A 15,293-nucleotide genomic window follows, 5' to 3' on the forward strand; every position below is an offset into this window, starting at 1 on the left:
GGAGCCTTTGTCGTCTTGAGAATGAGGCTTTTATGACTCCTGTAGTAGCCCTGGTGGGCCGCCCCAATGTGGGGAAATCCACCCTGTTTAACCGCTTGACCCGTACTCGGGATGCCTTGGTCGCCGATTTTCCCGGTCTGACCCGGGACCGTAAATACGGTCAGGCGAAGTTGGGCGAGCTGGAATTTATCGTGGTCGATACCGGTGGTATCGATGGCTCCGAAGAGGGGATCGAGCTGAAGATGGCCGAGCAATCCCTGCTGGCCATCGAAGAAGCCGATGTGGTGCTGTTTATGGTGGATGCCCGTGCCGGTATGACTGCGGCGGATCAAGCCATCGCTGAACACCTGCGCAAGACCCACAAAAAGGTGTTTCTGGTTGCTAACAAAACCGATGGCATCGACGGTGATTCCGCAGTGTCCGAGTTTTACGCCCTGGCGCTGGGTGATGTCTATCAAATCGCCGCTGCCCACGGTCGTGGTGTGCTGAGCCTGTTCGAACTGGCGCTGGCTCCCCACCTGGAAACCCTGGTCGACGCCGTTACCGATGAAGATGCGCAGGAAGAAGAGGAGGACTTCGACGAAGAAGCCCTGCTGCGCATGGTAGCTGCTGGTGATCTGGATACCCGGGAAGATACCAAAGAGACCCCGTTTGCCGACCTGCCCATCAAGTTTGCCATCGTCGGTCGTCCTAACGTCGGTAAATCGACCCTGACCAACCGTATGCTCGGCGAAGATCGGGTCATCGTTTATGACATGCCCGGCACCACCCGTGACTCCGTCTATATCCCGATGGAGCGTGACGAGCAGAAGTACGTCATTATCGACACCGCCGGTGTGCGTCGTCGTGGCAAGGTGCACGAGACGGTGGAGAAGTTCTCCGTCATCAAGACCCTCAAGGCCATTGAAGATGCCAACGTCTGCCTGCTGGTGATCGATGCCCAGGAGACCATCACCGATCAGGATCTCAGCATCCTTGGCTTTGTGCTCCACTCCGGCCGCTCAGTGGTATTGGTAGTCAACAAGTGGGACGGTCTGGATCAGAAAGTAAAAGAAGATGTAAAGAACGAGCTGGAACGTCGCTTGGGCTTTATCGACTTTGCCCGCGTCCACTTCATCTCCGCTCTGCATGGCAGTGGGGTCGGCCACCTGTTTGAGTCGATTCAGGAGGCGTACCAGTCGGCGACCCGTCGTACCAGTACCGCCATGTTGACCCGCATCATGCAGATGGCGCAGGAAGATCACCAGCCGCCGATGGTTAACGGTCGCCGCGTCAAGCTCAAGTATGCCCATGCCGGTGGTTACAACCCGCCGCGTATCGTGATCCACGGTAACCAGCTGAACGACTTGCCCGATTCCTACAAGCGTTACCTGATCAACTACTTCCGCAAGTCCCTCAAGATCATGGGTACTCCGATCCGGGTTGAATTCCAGGAATCGGCCAACCCGTTTGAAGGCAGAAAAAATACCATGACCCTGAGTCAGGAACGGCAGCGTAAACGTCTGCTGAAGATGAAGAAATAAGCCCTGGCGGCTGCCCTCACCGGCAGCCGCTTTGTTATTCCCCCTGCAGTGGCGTTAGGTCCGGCGGGGAGGGGAACCCGCCATGGGCAAGCCCATCGCAGGTTCACTTTATGAGGAGTCGACAATGGAAGCCCTGCTTTGCCCATCATGCCAGGCTGAACTGGATGCCCGTAGCAAGGAGCAAACCTGTGGCCAGTGCCAGGCCCATGTTCGCGTCACGGCCATCTGCCCCACCTGCCAGCAGGAGCTGGAGCGTCTCCAGGCATGCGGAGCGGTGGATTACTTCTGCAACCACTGCAACTCGCTGGTATCCAAGCGGACGGTACAGTTCAAGGCTGCGCTGGCGTAAGACGTTAGTCAGGTGAGAATGAAGATAAAAAAACCCGGCTAATGCCGGGTTTATGCTGTTGGTTCTGCAATAAGCAAGGTATATGAACGATTTCTGCGCCACAGGTTGCGCTTGATGTCATTAAGCTTGAGTTTACGTCTGGGGCTCCAGCCGCTCTTTGCTTTTCTGACCAGACTGATTTTTCTACGTTTTTGCATCTTGGTCTCCTCCCAATCGGGTGGCCATCCTGGCCATCCTGGCCATGGGTCATTGATGGAGCCCATCAGAAATTGCTGTTATTGAAAATATCAAGATGATGAAAACAATGCGATTTCGGATAGGCTCCGATGTAATCAGATGGTAACAGAGAAGTTTGCCTGAAAATAGCCGAATAATGGCTTGTTAGCTCATGGTGATCTGGCGCACCACCTCGGCGATGACGGTGGGGCGCTCGGCAATTTCCGGCTCACTGTCGTTGTCGAGACGTTCACGCTGATGGGCTTTCTGCTGTTCGTTATCGAGCCACAGCAGGCTCTGGTAGTACTGGCGCACGTTATTGACATAGTTGCGCGCCTCGCTGCCACGGGCGTAGCCATAACGCACCTTGCGATGCCAGCGTGCTTGTTGCAGCAGCGGCAGCACCTCTTTTACATCGCTCCAGGCATCGGGATTCTTGCCCAGCTCTTTGGTCAGGCGGCGAGCATCCATCATGTGGCCGTAACCTATGTTGTAGGCGGTGAGAGCAAACCACACCTTCTCGTCATCGGGCACTGAATCGGGCACCTTCTCCATCATCTGTTGCAGATAGAGGGAACCCCCCTTGATGCTCTGTTCCGGATGAAGTCGGTTATTGACCCCCATCGCTTTGGCTGTCGGTTCGGTCAGCATCATCATGCCGCGCACGCCGGTGTAGGAGCGGGCCTGCGGGTCCCAGTGGGACTCCTGATAGCTGATGGCGGCGAGCAGACGCCAGTCGATATTCTTGGCGTGGGTCTGGAACAGCGACTGGTACTTGGGCAGCAGGCTCTTGGCGCGCTGCAAGAAGGTGCGGGTATCGACAAAGTCGAAGTTCTGCACGTGGCCGAAGTACTTCTCGTCCAGCTTGGCGATGGCACCATCCATGAAGCGCTGACCGAAGAAGTCGATGACGCTGGCATAGAGGCTGTCATCGGGCAGCTTGCTCATGGCCCAGGCGACGGTCTGCTGCTGGGCCAGGGTCAGCCCCTCGGTGAGTTCTGGGTAGTAGCGCTGGGTACGGGCCAGCACGGTATCCTGCACCACCGTGTAGTCAATCTTGCCATCCACCACCTGCTTGAGCAGCTCCTCCACATCGGCGTTGTGGCTGGTGCTCCACGTCAGTTTGGGATTCTCCTTGCTCATCTCCTTGAGCAGGTCTTCACCGGTGGAGCCGGCGGCCACTACCAGCTTGCCTTTGATGTCGTTCAACGAGGCAGGCTTGGGTTTGCCATTGCGATAGACCAGCTTGGGGGAGACTTGATAGAAGCCTGGGCCGAAGCGAAACAGCTCGCGCCGCTCGGGGGTGACCATGATGGCGGCAGCCGCCAGATCGAGTTTGCCCTTTTTCAGCAGGGCGACCAGTTCGTCAGTGGTGTCGACCGGGATGATGGTGAGCTTCACCCCCAACCAGTCGGCATAACTTTGCGCCAGCTCGTAATCGAACCCCTGGGCGAGGTCATCACGCTGGTAATAAGAGGTGGGGCCATAGATGGTGCCAACCCGGATCTCGCCGCGCTGGCGGATCTGCTCCAGCTGGCTGGAGGGGCTATAGAAATCGCAGCCGACTAGCGTCAGCGTCAACAACAACCCGATAAACAGTCGAAAAATGCATCGCAAGTAGGTGAGTACCTTTGTTGAAAAAATCGGCATTTGTCAAAAAAGAGGCACCTTTATACCAGAGAGTGTGCGCCGAGTCACACAGCATGAAATGAGAAAAACGTTTGTCCGCTGTGAGCCAGATCCCTATAATACGCGCGTCTCAATTCCCCCCCACTTTAAAACTAGGTGAGAAAGGTTATATGGATATCTTGCGTGGTGCCCCAGCGCTGTCTGATTTTCGTGTCCAAAAACTGCTGCAGCGCTTAGCGCAGATTGCGGCAAAAAGTGAACTGGAAAGTGGAAAAGAGAGTGGATTAGAGATAGAGGATGTCTATGCCGAATATGTGCACTTTGCCGAGCTGACGAGCCCCCTGTCGCCCCCTGAGCGAGCGAGGCTGGGCCAGCTCCTGCACTCTGGTGCACAACATGGCCCGACTATCCCCGCACATACCCCCAGCGGTCAGCTGTTTCTTGTTACCCCCCGTCCCGGCACTATCTCCCCCTGGTCTTCCAAAGCAACCGACATCGCCCACAACTGCGGCATGACCAAGGTCAAGCGGCTGGAGCGAGGTATTGCCTATTACCTGACAATCAAAGGCGGTCAGGGTGAGCTGAGTGCAGCCCAGCGCAGCGCCATTGCCGCAGAGCTCCATGACCGGATGATGGAAGTGGTGTTTGCCGACATGGCAGCGGCGAGCGCCCTGTTTGCTCACCACGAGCCGCGTCCCTTCACCCAGGTGGATGTACTGGGTGGTGGTCGCGCCGCGCTGGCCGAAGCCAACGTGTCGTTGGGTCTGGCACTGGCCGATGACGAAATCGACTATCTGGTGGAGAATTTCACCCGGCTTGGTCGCAACCCCAACGACATTGAGCTTTACATGTTTGCCCAGGCAAACTCCGAGCACTGTCGTCACAAGATTTTCAACGCCGACTGGACCATCGACGGCGAGCAGCAGCCCAAGTCGCTGTTCAAGATGATCAAGAACACCTTCGAACAGACGCCGGATCATGTCCTCTCTGCTTATAAAGACAACGCCGCCGTGATGGAAGGGAGCCAGGGTGGCCGCTTCTTCCCGAGTCCGGCCAATGGTGAGTATCAATACCACCAGGAGCGGGTCGACATCCTGATGAAGGTGGAGACCCATAACCACCCGACCGCCATCTCGCCGTTCCCGGGGGCGGCCACCGGCTCCGGCGGCGAAATCCGCGACGAGGGTGCCACCGGCCGTGGTGCCAAGCCCAAAGCGGGTCTGGTGGGTTTTTCCGTCTCCAACCTGCGCATCCCCGGCTTCGAGCAGCCCTGGGAGCAGGATTTCGGCAAGCCGAGCCGCATCGTCAGCGCCTTTGACATCATGCAGGAAGGTCCCCTCGGCGGCGCGGCGTTTAACAACGAGTTCGGCCGTCCGGCGATTCTCGGCTACTTCCGTACCTTCGAAGAGGAGGTGCCAAGCCACAATGGCGTCGAGGTGCGTGGTTACCACAAACCCATCATGCTGGCGGGCGGCATTGGCAACATCCGCAGCGAACACGTGCAGAAAGGGGAGATCCCGATCGGCGCAGCCCTGATTGTGTTGGGCGGCCCGGCGATGAACATCGGTCTGGGCGGCGGTGCGGCATCAAGCATGGCCTCCGGTCAGTCGGCCGAAGATCTCGATTTTGCCTCGGTACAGCGTGACAACCCCGAGATGGAGCGCCGTTGCCAGGAGGTGATCGATCGCTGCTGGCAGATGGGGGAGGCGAACCCTATCGTCTTCATTCATGACGTCGGTGCGGGCGGTCTTTCCAACGCCATGCCGGAGCTGGTCAACGACGGCGAGCGTGGCGGCCGCTTTGATTTGCGCGCCATCCAGAGCGACGAGCCGGGCATGAGCCCGCTGGAGATCTGGTGCAACGAATCCCAGGAGCGTTACGTGCTGGCGGTGGCGCAGGAGCAGTTACCCCTGTTCAAGGCACTGTGCGAGCGCGAGCGCGCCCCTTATGCAGTGATCGGTACCGCTACCGAAGAGAAGCATCTGACGCTGTCGGATGCACACTTTGACAACCAGCCCATCGACTTGCCGCTTGACGTGTTGCTGGGCAAGGCGCCCAAGATGCACCGCGACGTGGAGACCCTGCCCGCCCAAGGCAAGGCGCTCCAGCTCGATGGCATCACTTTGAGTGACGCGGCCGAGCGGGTCTTGCGCCTGCCGACCGTGGCAGAAAAATCCTTCCTTATCACCATTGGCGATCGCAGCGTCACCGGTCTGGTTAACCGCGACCAGATGGTTGGCCCCTGGCAGATCCCGGTGGCTGACTGCGCCGTCACCGCCGCCACCTACGACAGCTATCACGGTGAAGCCATGTCGATGGGTGAGCGCACCCCGGTAGCGCTGCTCTCCCACGCTGCATCCGCCCGTATGGCGGTGGCGGAAGCGCTCACCAACCTGGCACCGGCTCATATCGGTTCCCTTAAACGGGTCAAGCTCTCTGCCAACTGGATGTCCGCTGCCGGTCACCCGGGGGAAGATGCCGGTCTCTATGAGGCGGTCAAAGCGGTGGGTGAAGAGCTCTGTCCGGCCCTTGGTATCACCATTCCGGTCGGTAAGGACTCCATGTCCATGAAGACCCGCTGGCAGCAAGATGGCAAGGAGCAAAGCGTCACCTCGCCGCTCTCCCTGCTGATCACTGCCTTTGCCCGGGTTGAGGATGTGCGCAGCACAGTGACCCCACAGCTGCGAACCGATCTCGGTGAAACTGACCTTATCCTGATTGATCTTGGCAACGGCAAGCAGCGTCTCGGTGCTTCCGCCTTGGCGCAGGTCTATCGCCAGTTGGGTGACAAGGCGCCGGATCTCGACAATCCGGTTCAGCTCAAGGGCTTCTTCAACGCCATTCAGGCGCTGGTGGCCGATCGCAAACTGATCGCCTATCACGACCGCTCCGATGGTGGCCTGTTCGTTACCCTGACCGAGATGGCGTTTGCTGGTCACTGCGGCCTCGACATCCAGCTCGATCGCATCGGCGGCGAGCTGTTGCCAGCGCTGTTCAACGAAGAGCTGGGCGCCGTCATTCAGGTACGCCGCGAAGATAAAGAGGCGGTGATGACCCTGCTGGCCGGTCACGGTCTGGCGGCTTGCTCCCACGTGCTTGGCACAGTGCGCGAGGGGGATCTCATCACCTTGCAGCGTGCGGGTCAGGAGCTCTATCGCGCCAGCCGCACCGCGCTGCGCACTCTCTGGGGTGAGACCAGCTGGCAGATGCAGCGTCTGCGTGACAACCCGGCGTGCGCGGATCAAGAGCACGCCGCCCGTCAGGACGCCACCGATCCGGGTCTGCATGCCAAGCTCAGCTACAACCCGTCTGAGGATGTGGCTGCGCCCTATATTGCCCGTGGTGTCTCCCCCCGTCTGGCGGTGCTGCGCGAGCAGGGGGTCAACTCCCACGTGGAGATGGCTGCGGCGTTCGATCGTGCCGGCTTTGCGGCAGTGGACGTCCACATGAGCGACATTCTCTCTGGCCGCATCAAGCTGGAGGAGTTCCAGACCCTGGTGGCCTGTGGCGGCTTCTCCTACGGTGACGTGCTGGGCGCCGGTGAAGGCTGGGCCAAGTCCATCCTGTTCAACGACAACGCCCGCGCGCAGTTCCAGCGCTTCTTCGAGCGTGGCGATACCCTCTCCCTTGGGGTGTGCAACGGTTGCCAGATGATGTCCAACCTGCGGGATCTCATCCCGGGCGCCGATCTGTGGCCGCGCTTTGTTCGTAACCACTCCGAGCGCTTCGAAGCGCGCTTCAGCCTGGTGCAGGTGCAGGAATCGCCCTCCGCCTTCTTCGCCGGGATGGCAGGCTCTGTGATGCCCATTGCCGTCTCCCACGGGGAAGGGCGCGTGGAGGTGCGCGATGCCGCTCACCTGAGCGCGTTGCAAGCCAGCGGTCTGGTGGGTCTGCGTTTTGTTGATAACCGCGGTCAGGTGACCGAGCAATACCCGGCCAACCCGAACGGCTCGCCGGACGGTATCACCGCCGTGACCACCATCGATGGCCGCGCCACCATCATGATGCCGCACCCGGAGCGGGTGTTCCGCACCGTGGCCAACTCCTGGCACCCGGACAACTGGGGAGAGGATGGCGCCTGGATGCGGATGTTCCGCAACGCCCGGGTCCGTCTGGGTTAATACTGACGGCGCAAGCGCATAAAAACAGAAACCGGCCAATTGGCCGGTTTTTTTATCCGTCGCGTTACGGTTTGCCGAGCGGTTGGGGGATAAAGTCCCCCCGGTCGAGGATCCGCAGACAGGCATCCACCACATCCGCATCGAGCTGGTGGCCGCACATCTGGATGATCTGCTCACGGGCCTGGGGAATGCCAAGGGCGGCGCGGTAGGGGCGATCCGATGACATGGATTCGACGATATCGGCGACGGTGAGGATGCGGGCCTCCAGCAGGATCTCATCCCCCTTGAGCCCCTGCGGATAGCCGGAGCCATCGAGATACTCATGGTGTTGGTGGATCATTTGGGCGATGGGCCAGGGGAAGTCGATATCCTTGAGCACCAGATAGCCGATGGCCGGGTGCTCCTTGACCAGCTCGAACTCGAGCGGCGTGAGGCGATCCGGTTTGGTGAGGATCTCGGCGGGCACCTGGATCTTGCCGATATCGTGCACCATGGCCCCCAGATAGAGTCCCCGCAGCTGCCTTTCTGCCAGCCGAAGCTCCCTGCCGATTGCCTGGGCCAGCCGGGCCACATGTTTCTGATGACCCGCCGTGTAGGGATCGCGCTGCTCCAGCACGGCGGCGATGGCGCCCAGCGCATCTTCCAGTGCCAGTTCCAGCTGGCGGGCGTGGAGGATCTTCTCCTGCTGCGAGTGCAGGTAGGCCTGCTGGGTATGGCGCGCTTGCAGGCCGTAGGCGAGGTAGTCGGTTAACTGGATGAAGAGTTGCTCCTCCTCCTGACTGAACAGCCGTTGCTGGTCGCTGTGAATGATCAGTGCACCCGGTTGCTCTCCCTGCAGTGGCAGGGGGATAAGCAGGTGGGAGTAAAGTGGGTGGCGTCTGTGCTGCGACCGCTCATGGCAGATGATCTGATTGAGGCTACGCTGGTGGAGGATGGCCGGTCCGAGTGCATCATCGGTCAACCACAGTGCCTGCTCTGATGCGTCGGCACTGCCTGCCCGCGCCACGATCCGGGGCGGTTGGCCGGGATCCGGGGAGTTTTGCAGCACGGCCACTAACGGAAAGCGATCGTCGAAGGCGATGGCATCACAAATATCTTGCAGCAGCAGCGGCTCATCGCCCGGTTTGAGCAGGGCGTGATGGGCGCGGCTGATCGCCTGCTGGGTCCAGCTGTACTGCTGCAGTTTCTCCTGCTGCCACTTCTGCTCGGTAATGTCTTCAAAGAAGATGCCGACCCCCACGATCGCTCCCGCTTCATCGCGCAGGGGAAACTTGGTGGTGCTGAGCCAGCGGGACTCTCTGCCCTTGAGATAGGGCTCTTCGATGTGTTGACGTATACCTTCGCGCATCACCCGAGTGTCATCCTCCCGATAGCGTCGCACCAATTCGGGCGGAAAAAAATCGCTGTCATTCTTGCCGACCAATGCCTCGGGAGGAAGGGCCAGATCATCGGCCAGCAGGCGGTTGCCGGCGAGGTAGATGAAGCGGGTGTCCTTGAGCAGCACCCGGTAGGGGAGCTGGTCCATCACCTGAGTCAGCAACATGGCCGATGAGGGGAGGGCATCTGGCAGGTGATGGTGGAGTGAATAGGGGGTGAGCAGTTCAGACATATTATCCCGCCTTGTTCATGGCCTGGCTGATGGGGGGGCTGAAGTGGTAGCCGGTTTGCCACAGCTGGATGCAGGTATTGACGACCTGTTCATCGTAGCGGATCCCGGCATAGCGGATCAGTTCGGCAAAGGCGTCGCTCAGGGGCATGGCGCGGCGAAACGGACGGTGGGCCGTCATGGCGATCAGCGAGTCTGCCACCCGGATTATTCTTGCTTCCAGGGCAATGGCATTGCCCGCCAGCCCTTGCGGATAGCCGCTGCCATCAAGGTTTTCGTGGTGTTGCTGCACTATGGTGGCGATGGGCCAGGGGAAGTCGATCTGCTTGAGAATATCGTGACCTGCTTGCGGATGCTGTTTGATCAGTTCGAACTCCACCGGTCGCAGTTCACGGGGGCGGGTGATGATCTCGGTGGGGGTCTGCAGCAGGCCGATATTGTGCACCATGGCGGCCAGCCCCAGCCCATCGAGCTGTTCCTGACGCAGCTGCATGGTCTGCCCGATAGCCAGCGCCAGATCATGCACCCTCCGCTCATGGCCTGCGCTGTTGCGATCCTTGTGAGAGATGGCGCTGGCGAGGGCGCTAATGGCCTGGAACAGCAGATCACGCTGGTGGCGTTCGCTCTCTTTAAGGCGGGTGATATCGACCAGCGTGCCGATGATGCCCGCGATCATCCCCTGATGGTCGTAGAAGAGATCCTTGAAGCAGATGACCTGATAGCGCATGCCATTGCGATCGTGCAGCTGTAGCTCGAAGCACTGGGGCTGGCGGTTTCGCAGTAATTCGGTTTCCCGTACGGAGTACTCCTCCGCCATGCCGACTGGCAGCAATTCATTGGTCCGCTTGCCGAGTAGCGCCTCTTTGTTGATCCCGATCACCTGACTGAAGGCCGGATTGCAGCCCAGAAAACGCCCCTCGATATCCTTGTAGAACACCGGGATCGGGATGGCTTTGAGCAGGGATTCGTTGAAGTGCTGCAGATCTTTCAATTCGGCTTGCTGGCGCAGGGCGAGTAGTTCGCTGTCTTTGCACAACTGAATGGTGCGCGCCAGATTGCCGAGCACCGGGCTGAACAGATGACAGACGGGCACCAGTTGCTGCTGTGGCTGGGGGGCGAGCAACAAGATGAGATAGCCCCCGTCGACTCTGAGACGATAGGCAAAGCGATAGGGGCGGCTACCCGGCAGCGGGATCGTCTGCTGCAGCAGGCAGTGCGCCTCCTCGCTGACCCATGCAGGCAGGGTCAGGGTGGTACCGGTATGCTGGCACAACTGCTCGTCGCCAATCGCCTTGAGCAGGGTGTATCCCTCCGGTTTTTGTTGCAAGACCACACCGACTGGCGTGGCGCAGTGGTACATGAAACGTTGCAATACCTTGGTAAGCAAGGCATCCAGGGTCACTTCGCGCCCGATACAGAGCGCCAGATCGCACACAATCGCCATGGCGTGATCGTTATTCATACCAATGCCCCGTTGCAGAGAATGGCGCCGTTATGAAACTGGGGATAATCCCCACTGCGGATGCTGCCAATTTCACCCAGTGAGAGCGCGCCTGCCAGCTCGCCAGCGCCCGAGTCGCTCAGCAGGGTGTGCAACTCGGTCACCGTCTGCTGGCCAAAGTGCAACTGGCGTCCCGCGCAGTAGTAGACCTCCAGCAAGTGCGCCCGGGTGAGGGCTTGTTGCTGGTTGAGGCGCCTGGCCAGTGAGCAGGCATGCTCGGTGGCACTCTCCGGCGCCTTCAGTAGTGTGAGGATGCTGTGCTCGGATACTTCGCTCGAGCAGATCAGGGCACCCTCATCCGTTACATCGACCGGGATCCTGACAATCACATCCCCATTGGCCCGCAACAGGCCAAGGGGCATGTGTACCACGAAGTGGTAGAACTCCTCGTGCGTCAGCGTGTGTTGGAACTGCTGGCGGATCAGCTCCTGATAGGTGTGAAAAGCCGGTTGCCAATCGATGTAGGTGATGGTGTTGGCACTGCTGCTGGTGGCCAGCATCGGTTGGGCCGAGAGTTGATAGCCATGCTCCAGAAAGGGAAAGCTGTTGTTTGGCAGCAGCGTGCAGGTGACCCCGTAGGCAAGTTGCCGCTGGTTGTCGAACAGACAGGCAAGGGGGGTGAAGCTGCCGCTGCCAGCGTTGGTTCCGGCATAGTTGACGCGATTGGCCAGCCGCAGATAAAGGGCATCCAGAATGGAGGCAATATTGGGAATGAGGTTGTCGAAGGTCAGAAACAGGGTCGGTGGCGGCGAGAGGGTTGGCCAGGTTGCCAGTATGCTTGCCACCTGATCTGCGATCAGTCGGGCCAGCTGTGCGGCATCCCCCTCTGGTGGCAGTGGTATCAAGGTCGCCTGATAGGGTTCTGGTCTGGGCAGTAACCATGCCCCTTGTGGTAGCAATCCTTGCGCGCCGAGCAGCTGTGGGAAAATGGCGCCATCTAGGGTGATCTCAAGGTCGTTGCACAACTGCTGCAACAGCGCGACCTGTGAACTTTCCTGTTCAGCCAGCAGTATGGTCAGTTTTCCGCCTTGATAGGGCCTGAGCGTAGCTGCCAGTTCTGTCGGGTTAAATTGGCAAACGTAATGTTGCTTCATCAATCTGAACTCCATTCCAGAATCTGATGACTATATCAACATGAGATTCATAAGGATATTTTTAATCCCTGTGACTGTGACTGAACACCAACTCGGGTGACAGCGACTCTCCTGTCGCAGGGGGATTGGGTGGCGAGTCAAAGAGAGCGGAAGCACGTTAATTGGGCTGGAAAGAAAAAACCGGCAGCCAAGGCTGCCGGTTTTGACGGGTAATGATGAGGGGGAATGTCAGCGAAGGTTACTGCAACACCACGTGCTGGAACCCTTGTACCAGGCTGATGACCGGCTGGGGATAGAGCCCCAGCAACACCACCAGAGCGGCAGAGAGCAGTACCACCACGCCGCCGGAGGAGAGTGCCCAGTCGGCGCTGGCATCGCGCTGCTGCATGCCCGGTTCGCGCAGATAGAGGGTCACCATCACCTTGAGGTAGTAGTAGAGACCCAGCGCGCTGCCGAGCACGATGGCACCGGAGAGCCACCAGAGCTGCGCCTCGACGGTCACGCCGATGAGGTAGAACTTGCCGATAAAGCCGAGGGTCATCGGGATACCCGCGAGGGAGAGCATCATCACCGTCAGCACGGCAGTGAGGTATGGGCGCTTCCAGAACAGGCCGCGATAGCTGTGCAGGGAGTCTGCATCCTTGCCGCGATAGGGGCTCGACATCATGCTTACCACGCCAAAGGCACCCAGACTGGTGAAGAGATACATCAGCAGGTAGACCCCGGCCGCTTCCACCGGCATCTGGCCGATGCGGCTCGCCACGATCACCGCCAGCAGGTAACCGAAGTGGGAGATGGAGGAGTAACCCAGCATCCGTTTGACGTTGGTCTGCACCAGCGCCAGCAGGTTGCCGACCAGGATGGAGATGACCGCCATGGCTGCCAGCAGCCAGTGGATCATGGGATCGCTCGCCGCCGGTACCGCCAGATAGAAGCGCAGCAGCACGGCAAAGACCGCCACCTTGCTGACGGTGGCGAGGAAGGTGGCGACCGGGGCCGGGGCTCCTTCGTAGACATCCGGGGTCCAGAGGTGGAAGGGAGCCAGCGACAATTTAAAGGCAAAGCCGACCAGCATCAGACCCAAACCGCCCATCAGCAGCGGGTGGTGAGCCGGGCTCTCGGCCAGGGTCTGTCCCAGGGCGGCAAAGCTCAGGCTGCCTGCCTGTGCATAGAGCAGCGCCATGCCAAACAGCAGGAAGGCGGTGGCGGCGGCAGAGAGCACCATGTACTTCACCGCGGCTTCCAGCGAGTGGCGCTCGCGGTAGGCGTAACCCACCAGACCGAACATCGGCAGGGTCAGCATCTCGATCCCGATAAACAGGGAGGCGAGGTGACGGGAGCAGGCCAGCACCAGACCACCGGCAGTGGCGATCAGCAGCAGCAGGAAGAACTCCTCCCGGTTGTCCGGGTAGGCTTTCAGCCACGATTGACCGAAGGTGCAGGTGGCCAGGGCGCCGATCAGTACCAGTCCCATGTAGAAGACGGCGTAACTGTCCACTTGCAGCAGCGGGGTGACGCCCTGATCCCCCTGCGCCATCACGATGGGCAGCGAGAAGAGCGCCAGGTTGAGGCCAACAATGGTCACGGTAAAGGCGGTGGTGACACAGCGGCGCCAGGCGATGGCCAACATCAGGGCCGCCATGGCCCCGGTGGTCAACAGCAGGGGAAGCAGTGCCAGCAGTTGGGCAGCGGTGAAAGTCATTGCAGGGCTCCAGCAGTCGGCAGCAGATACCAGTGCAGCACGTTGATGAGGCTGCTGCTGGCGGTATCAATCACGGGTTGGGGATAGAGGCCAAGCAGTACCAAGAGACCTGCGATCACCATCATCATGGTCAGCTCGCGGCGATCCAGTCCCTTGAGCACGCGCTCATCTTTGGCGGGGCCAAAGCAGGCGCGCTGCAGCATGATGAGGGAGTAGACCGAAGCCAGTACCAGACCGAAGGTGGCGACCGCCGTGATAACCGGGGCAACCTGGAAGCTGCCGACCAGGATCAGGAACTCGCCGACGAAGTTGCCGGTGCCCGGCATGCCCAGAGAGGCCACCGAGAAGAACAGCATCACGCCGGGCAGATAGCGCAGGCGCCCCCACAGGCCGCCCATCTGGCGGAGATCCCGGGTGTGCAACCGCTCGTAGAGCTGACCACACAGGATAAAGAGACCTGCGGCAGAAAGGCCGTGGGCGATCATCTGCACCACGGCGCCCTGCAGGGCCACTTCGCTACCCGAGTAGATGGCGATCATCACAAAGCCCATGTGGGAGATGCTGGTGTAGGCCACCAGCCGTTTGATGTCGGTCTGGCCGAACGCCACTATAGCGCCATAGATGATACCGATCAGGCCCAGCACCATGGCGTAGGGGGCAAATTCGGCAGAAGCTTCGGGGAACAGCGGCAGGGCAAAGCGCAGCAGACCGTAGGCTGCGGTTTTCAGCAAAATACCGGCCAGGTCTACCGAGCCTGCGGTTGGCGCCTGACTGTGGGCATCCGGCAGCCAGCCGTGCAGCGGCACCAGCGGCATCTTGACCGCGAAGGCGATGAAGAAGCCCAGCATCAGCAGCCACTGAACGCCCTTGCTCATCGGGGTGTTGAGCAGATCCAGATAGTTGAAGGTGAAGACACCGGTCGCGTGCTGGTGGGTCAGCACCAGCCCGATGATGGCCACCAGCATGACAAGGCCCGAAACCTGGGTGTAGATAAAGAACTTGGTCGCGGCGTTGATCCGTGATTTGCCGTCAGTGACCGAGTGGCCCCACAGCGCAATCAGGAAGTACATGGGGACCAGCATCATCTCCCAGAAGAAGAAGAAGAGGAACAGGTCCAGCGCCATGAAGACGCCGAGCACCCCGCCCAGGATCCACAGCAGGTTGAGGTGGAAGAAGCCGATGCGCTGCACGATCTCTTTCCACGAACAGAGGATGGCCAGTACCCCGATAAAGCAGGTGAGGATCACCATCAACAGCGACAGGCCATCCACCGCCAGATGCAAAGAGATGCCAAAGCGGGGGATCCACGGCAGACGCCACTCGGCGGCCCAAGCAGAGGCGGCACCGGTGACGCCAGCACTGTCGAGGCCGGTCGTGGCAAGCGAGAAGTCACTACCGAGCCAGATGGCGCAGGAGAGCAGCAGGCTGGCGCTCATGGAGATAAGGGCTACCCAGCGGACAAACTGCCCGCCGAGACGCTCCATCTGCCAGCAGAGCAAGCCGCCGATAAAAGGAATTAGCAAGATCCAGAGTAAGGTCACGGTATCAGCTC

The 15,293-nt window shown here is 59.9% G+C and carries 10 protein-coding genes; 3 read left to right on the forward strand and 7 right to left on the reverse strand.

The annotated features are described in order from the left end of the window. Positions 1-32: 32 nt before the first annotated feature. The gene (gene der / locus BN1135_RS04030; protein WP_042019028.1) at positions 33-1,523 is read left to right on the forward strand and encodes a ribosome biogenesis GTPase Der; all 1,491 of its coding nucleotides are present in this window, start codon (positions 33-35) and stop codon (positions 1,521-1,523) included. Between the two features lie 124 nt (positions 1,524-1,647). After that, positions 1,648-1,872 (forward strand): zinc ribbon domain-containing protein, encoded by a 225-nt coding sequence (locus BN1135_RS04035; RefSeq protein WP_042019030.1) that lies wholly within the window; start codon positions 1,648-1,650, stop codon positions 1,870-1,872. Between the two features lie 50 nt (positions 1,873-1,922). Here the strand turns inward: BN1135_RS04035 and BN1135_RS21965 are convergent, their stop codons facing one another. Further along, complete coding sequence (locus BN1135_RS21965; protein WP_162850107.1) at positions 1,923-2,069, reverse strand: hypothetical protein; 147 nt, start codon at positions 2,067-2,069, stop codon at positions 1,923-1,925. Positions 2,070-2,253: 184 nt separating this feature from the next. Continuing rightward, positions 2,254-3,738: a membrane-bound lytic murein transglycosylase MltF gene (gene mltF / locus BN1135_RS04040; protein WP_042019032.1), complete on the reverse strand. Its 1,485-nt coding sequence runs from the start codon at positions 3,736-3,738 to the stop codon at positions 2,254-2,256. Positions 3,739-3,887: 149 nt separating this feature from the next. Between mltF and purL the strand changes: the two genes are divergently transcribed. Continuing rightward, positions 3,888-7,838 carry a phosphoribosylformylglycinamidine synthase gene (gene purL, locus BN1135_RS04045; protein ID WP_042019033.1) on the forward strand — a complete coding sequence of 1,317 codons (3,951 nt, stop codon included), beginning with the start codon at positions 3,888-3,890 and terminating at the stop codon, positions 7,836-7,838. Positions 7,839-7,902: 64 nt separating this feature from the next. Here purL and BN1135_RS04050 read toward each other — a convergent pair whose 3' ends face one another. The 5 genes from BN1135_RS04050 to nuoM form a co-directional block, all read right to left on the reverse strand. Continuing rightward, complete coding sequence (locus tag BN1135_RS04050) at positions 7,903-9,447, reverse strand: HD domain-containing phosphohydrolase (protein WP_042019035.1); 1,545 nt, start codon at positions 9,445-9,447, stop codon at positions 7,903-7,905. Position 9,448: 1 nt separating this feature from the next. Further along, positions 9,449-10,906 (reverse strand): HD domain-containing phosphohydrolase, encoded by a 1,458-nt coding sequence (locus BN1135_RS04055; protein ID WP_042019036.1) that lies wholly within the window; start codon positions 10,904-10,906, stop codon positions 9,449-9,451. Continuing rightward, a complete protein-coding gene (locus BN1135_RS04060; RefSeq protein ID WP_042019037.1) occupies positions 10,903-12,039 on the reverse strand; it encodes an FIST C-terminal domain-containing protein in 1,137 nt (378 codons plus the stop codon). Before BN1135_RS04060 ends, BN1135_RS04055 begins: the two co-directional genes overlap by 4 nt. 238 nt (positions 12,040-12,277) lie before the next feature. Then, positions 12,278-13,741 (reverse strand): NADH-quinone oxidoreductase subunit NuoN, encoded by a 1,464-nt coding sequence (gene nuoN, locus BN1135_RS04065; protein ID WP_042019038.1) that lies wholly within the window; start codon positions 13,739-13,741, stop codon positions 12,278-12,280. After that, positions 13,738-15,282, reverse strand: coding sequence for an NADH-quinone oxidoreductase subunit M (gene nuoM / locus BN1135_RS04070; protein ID WP_042019039.1), 1,545 nt, complete (start codon positions 15,280-15,282; stop codon positions 13,738-13,740). Before nuoM ends, nuoN begins: the two co-directional genes overlap by 4 nt. Positions 15,283-15,293: the final 11 nt, after the last annotated feature.

Origin of the sequence: Aeromonas sobria (assembly GCF_000820145.1) — a bacterium.
GTDB classification, from domain to species: domain Bacteria; phylum Pseudomonadota; class Gammaproteobacteria; order Enterobacterales; family Aeromonadaceae; genus Aeromonas; species Aeromonas sobria.

Excerpts from the sequence above, each read along its gene's own strand:
- der (WP_042019028.1), top strand. The coding sequence starts at position 33 with ATGACTCCTGTAGTAGCCCTGGTGGGCCGCCCCAATGTGGGGAAATCC.
- BN1135_RS04035 (WP_042019030.1), top strand. The coding sequence starts at position 1,648 with ATGGAAGCCCTGCTTTGCCCATCATGCCAGGCTGAACTGGATGCCCGT.
- BN1135_RS21965 (WP_162850107.1), bottom strand. The coding sequence starts at position 2,069 with ATGCAAAAACGTAGAAAAATCAGTCTGGTCAGAAAAGCAAAGAGCGGC.
- mltF (WP_042019032.1), bottom strand. The coding sequence starts at position 3,738 with ATGCCGATTTTTTCAACAAAGGTACTCACCTACTTGCGATGCATTTTT.
- purL (WP_042019033.1), top strand. The coding sequence starts at position 3,888 with ATGGATATCTTGCGTGGTGCCCCAGCGCTGTCTGATTTTCGTGTCCAA.
- BN1135_RS04050 (WP_042019035.1), bottom strand. The coding sequence starts at position 9,447 with ATGTCTGAACTGCTCACCCCCTATTCACTCCACCATCACCTGCCAGAT.
- BN1135_RS04055 (WP_042019036.1), bottom strand. The coding sequence starts at position 10,906 with ATGAATAACGATCACGCCATGGCGATTGTGTGCGATCTGGCGCTCTGT.
- BN1135_RS04060 (WP_042019037.1), bottom strand. The coding sequence starts at position 12,039 with ATGAAGCAACATTACGTTTGCCAATTTAACCCGACAGAACTGGCAGCT.
- nuoN (WP_042019038.1), bottom strand. The coding sequence starts at position 13,741 with ATGACTTTCACCGCTGCCCAACTGCTGGCACTGCTTCCCCTGCTGTTG.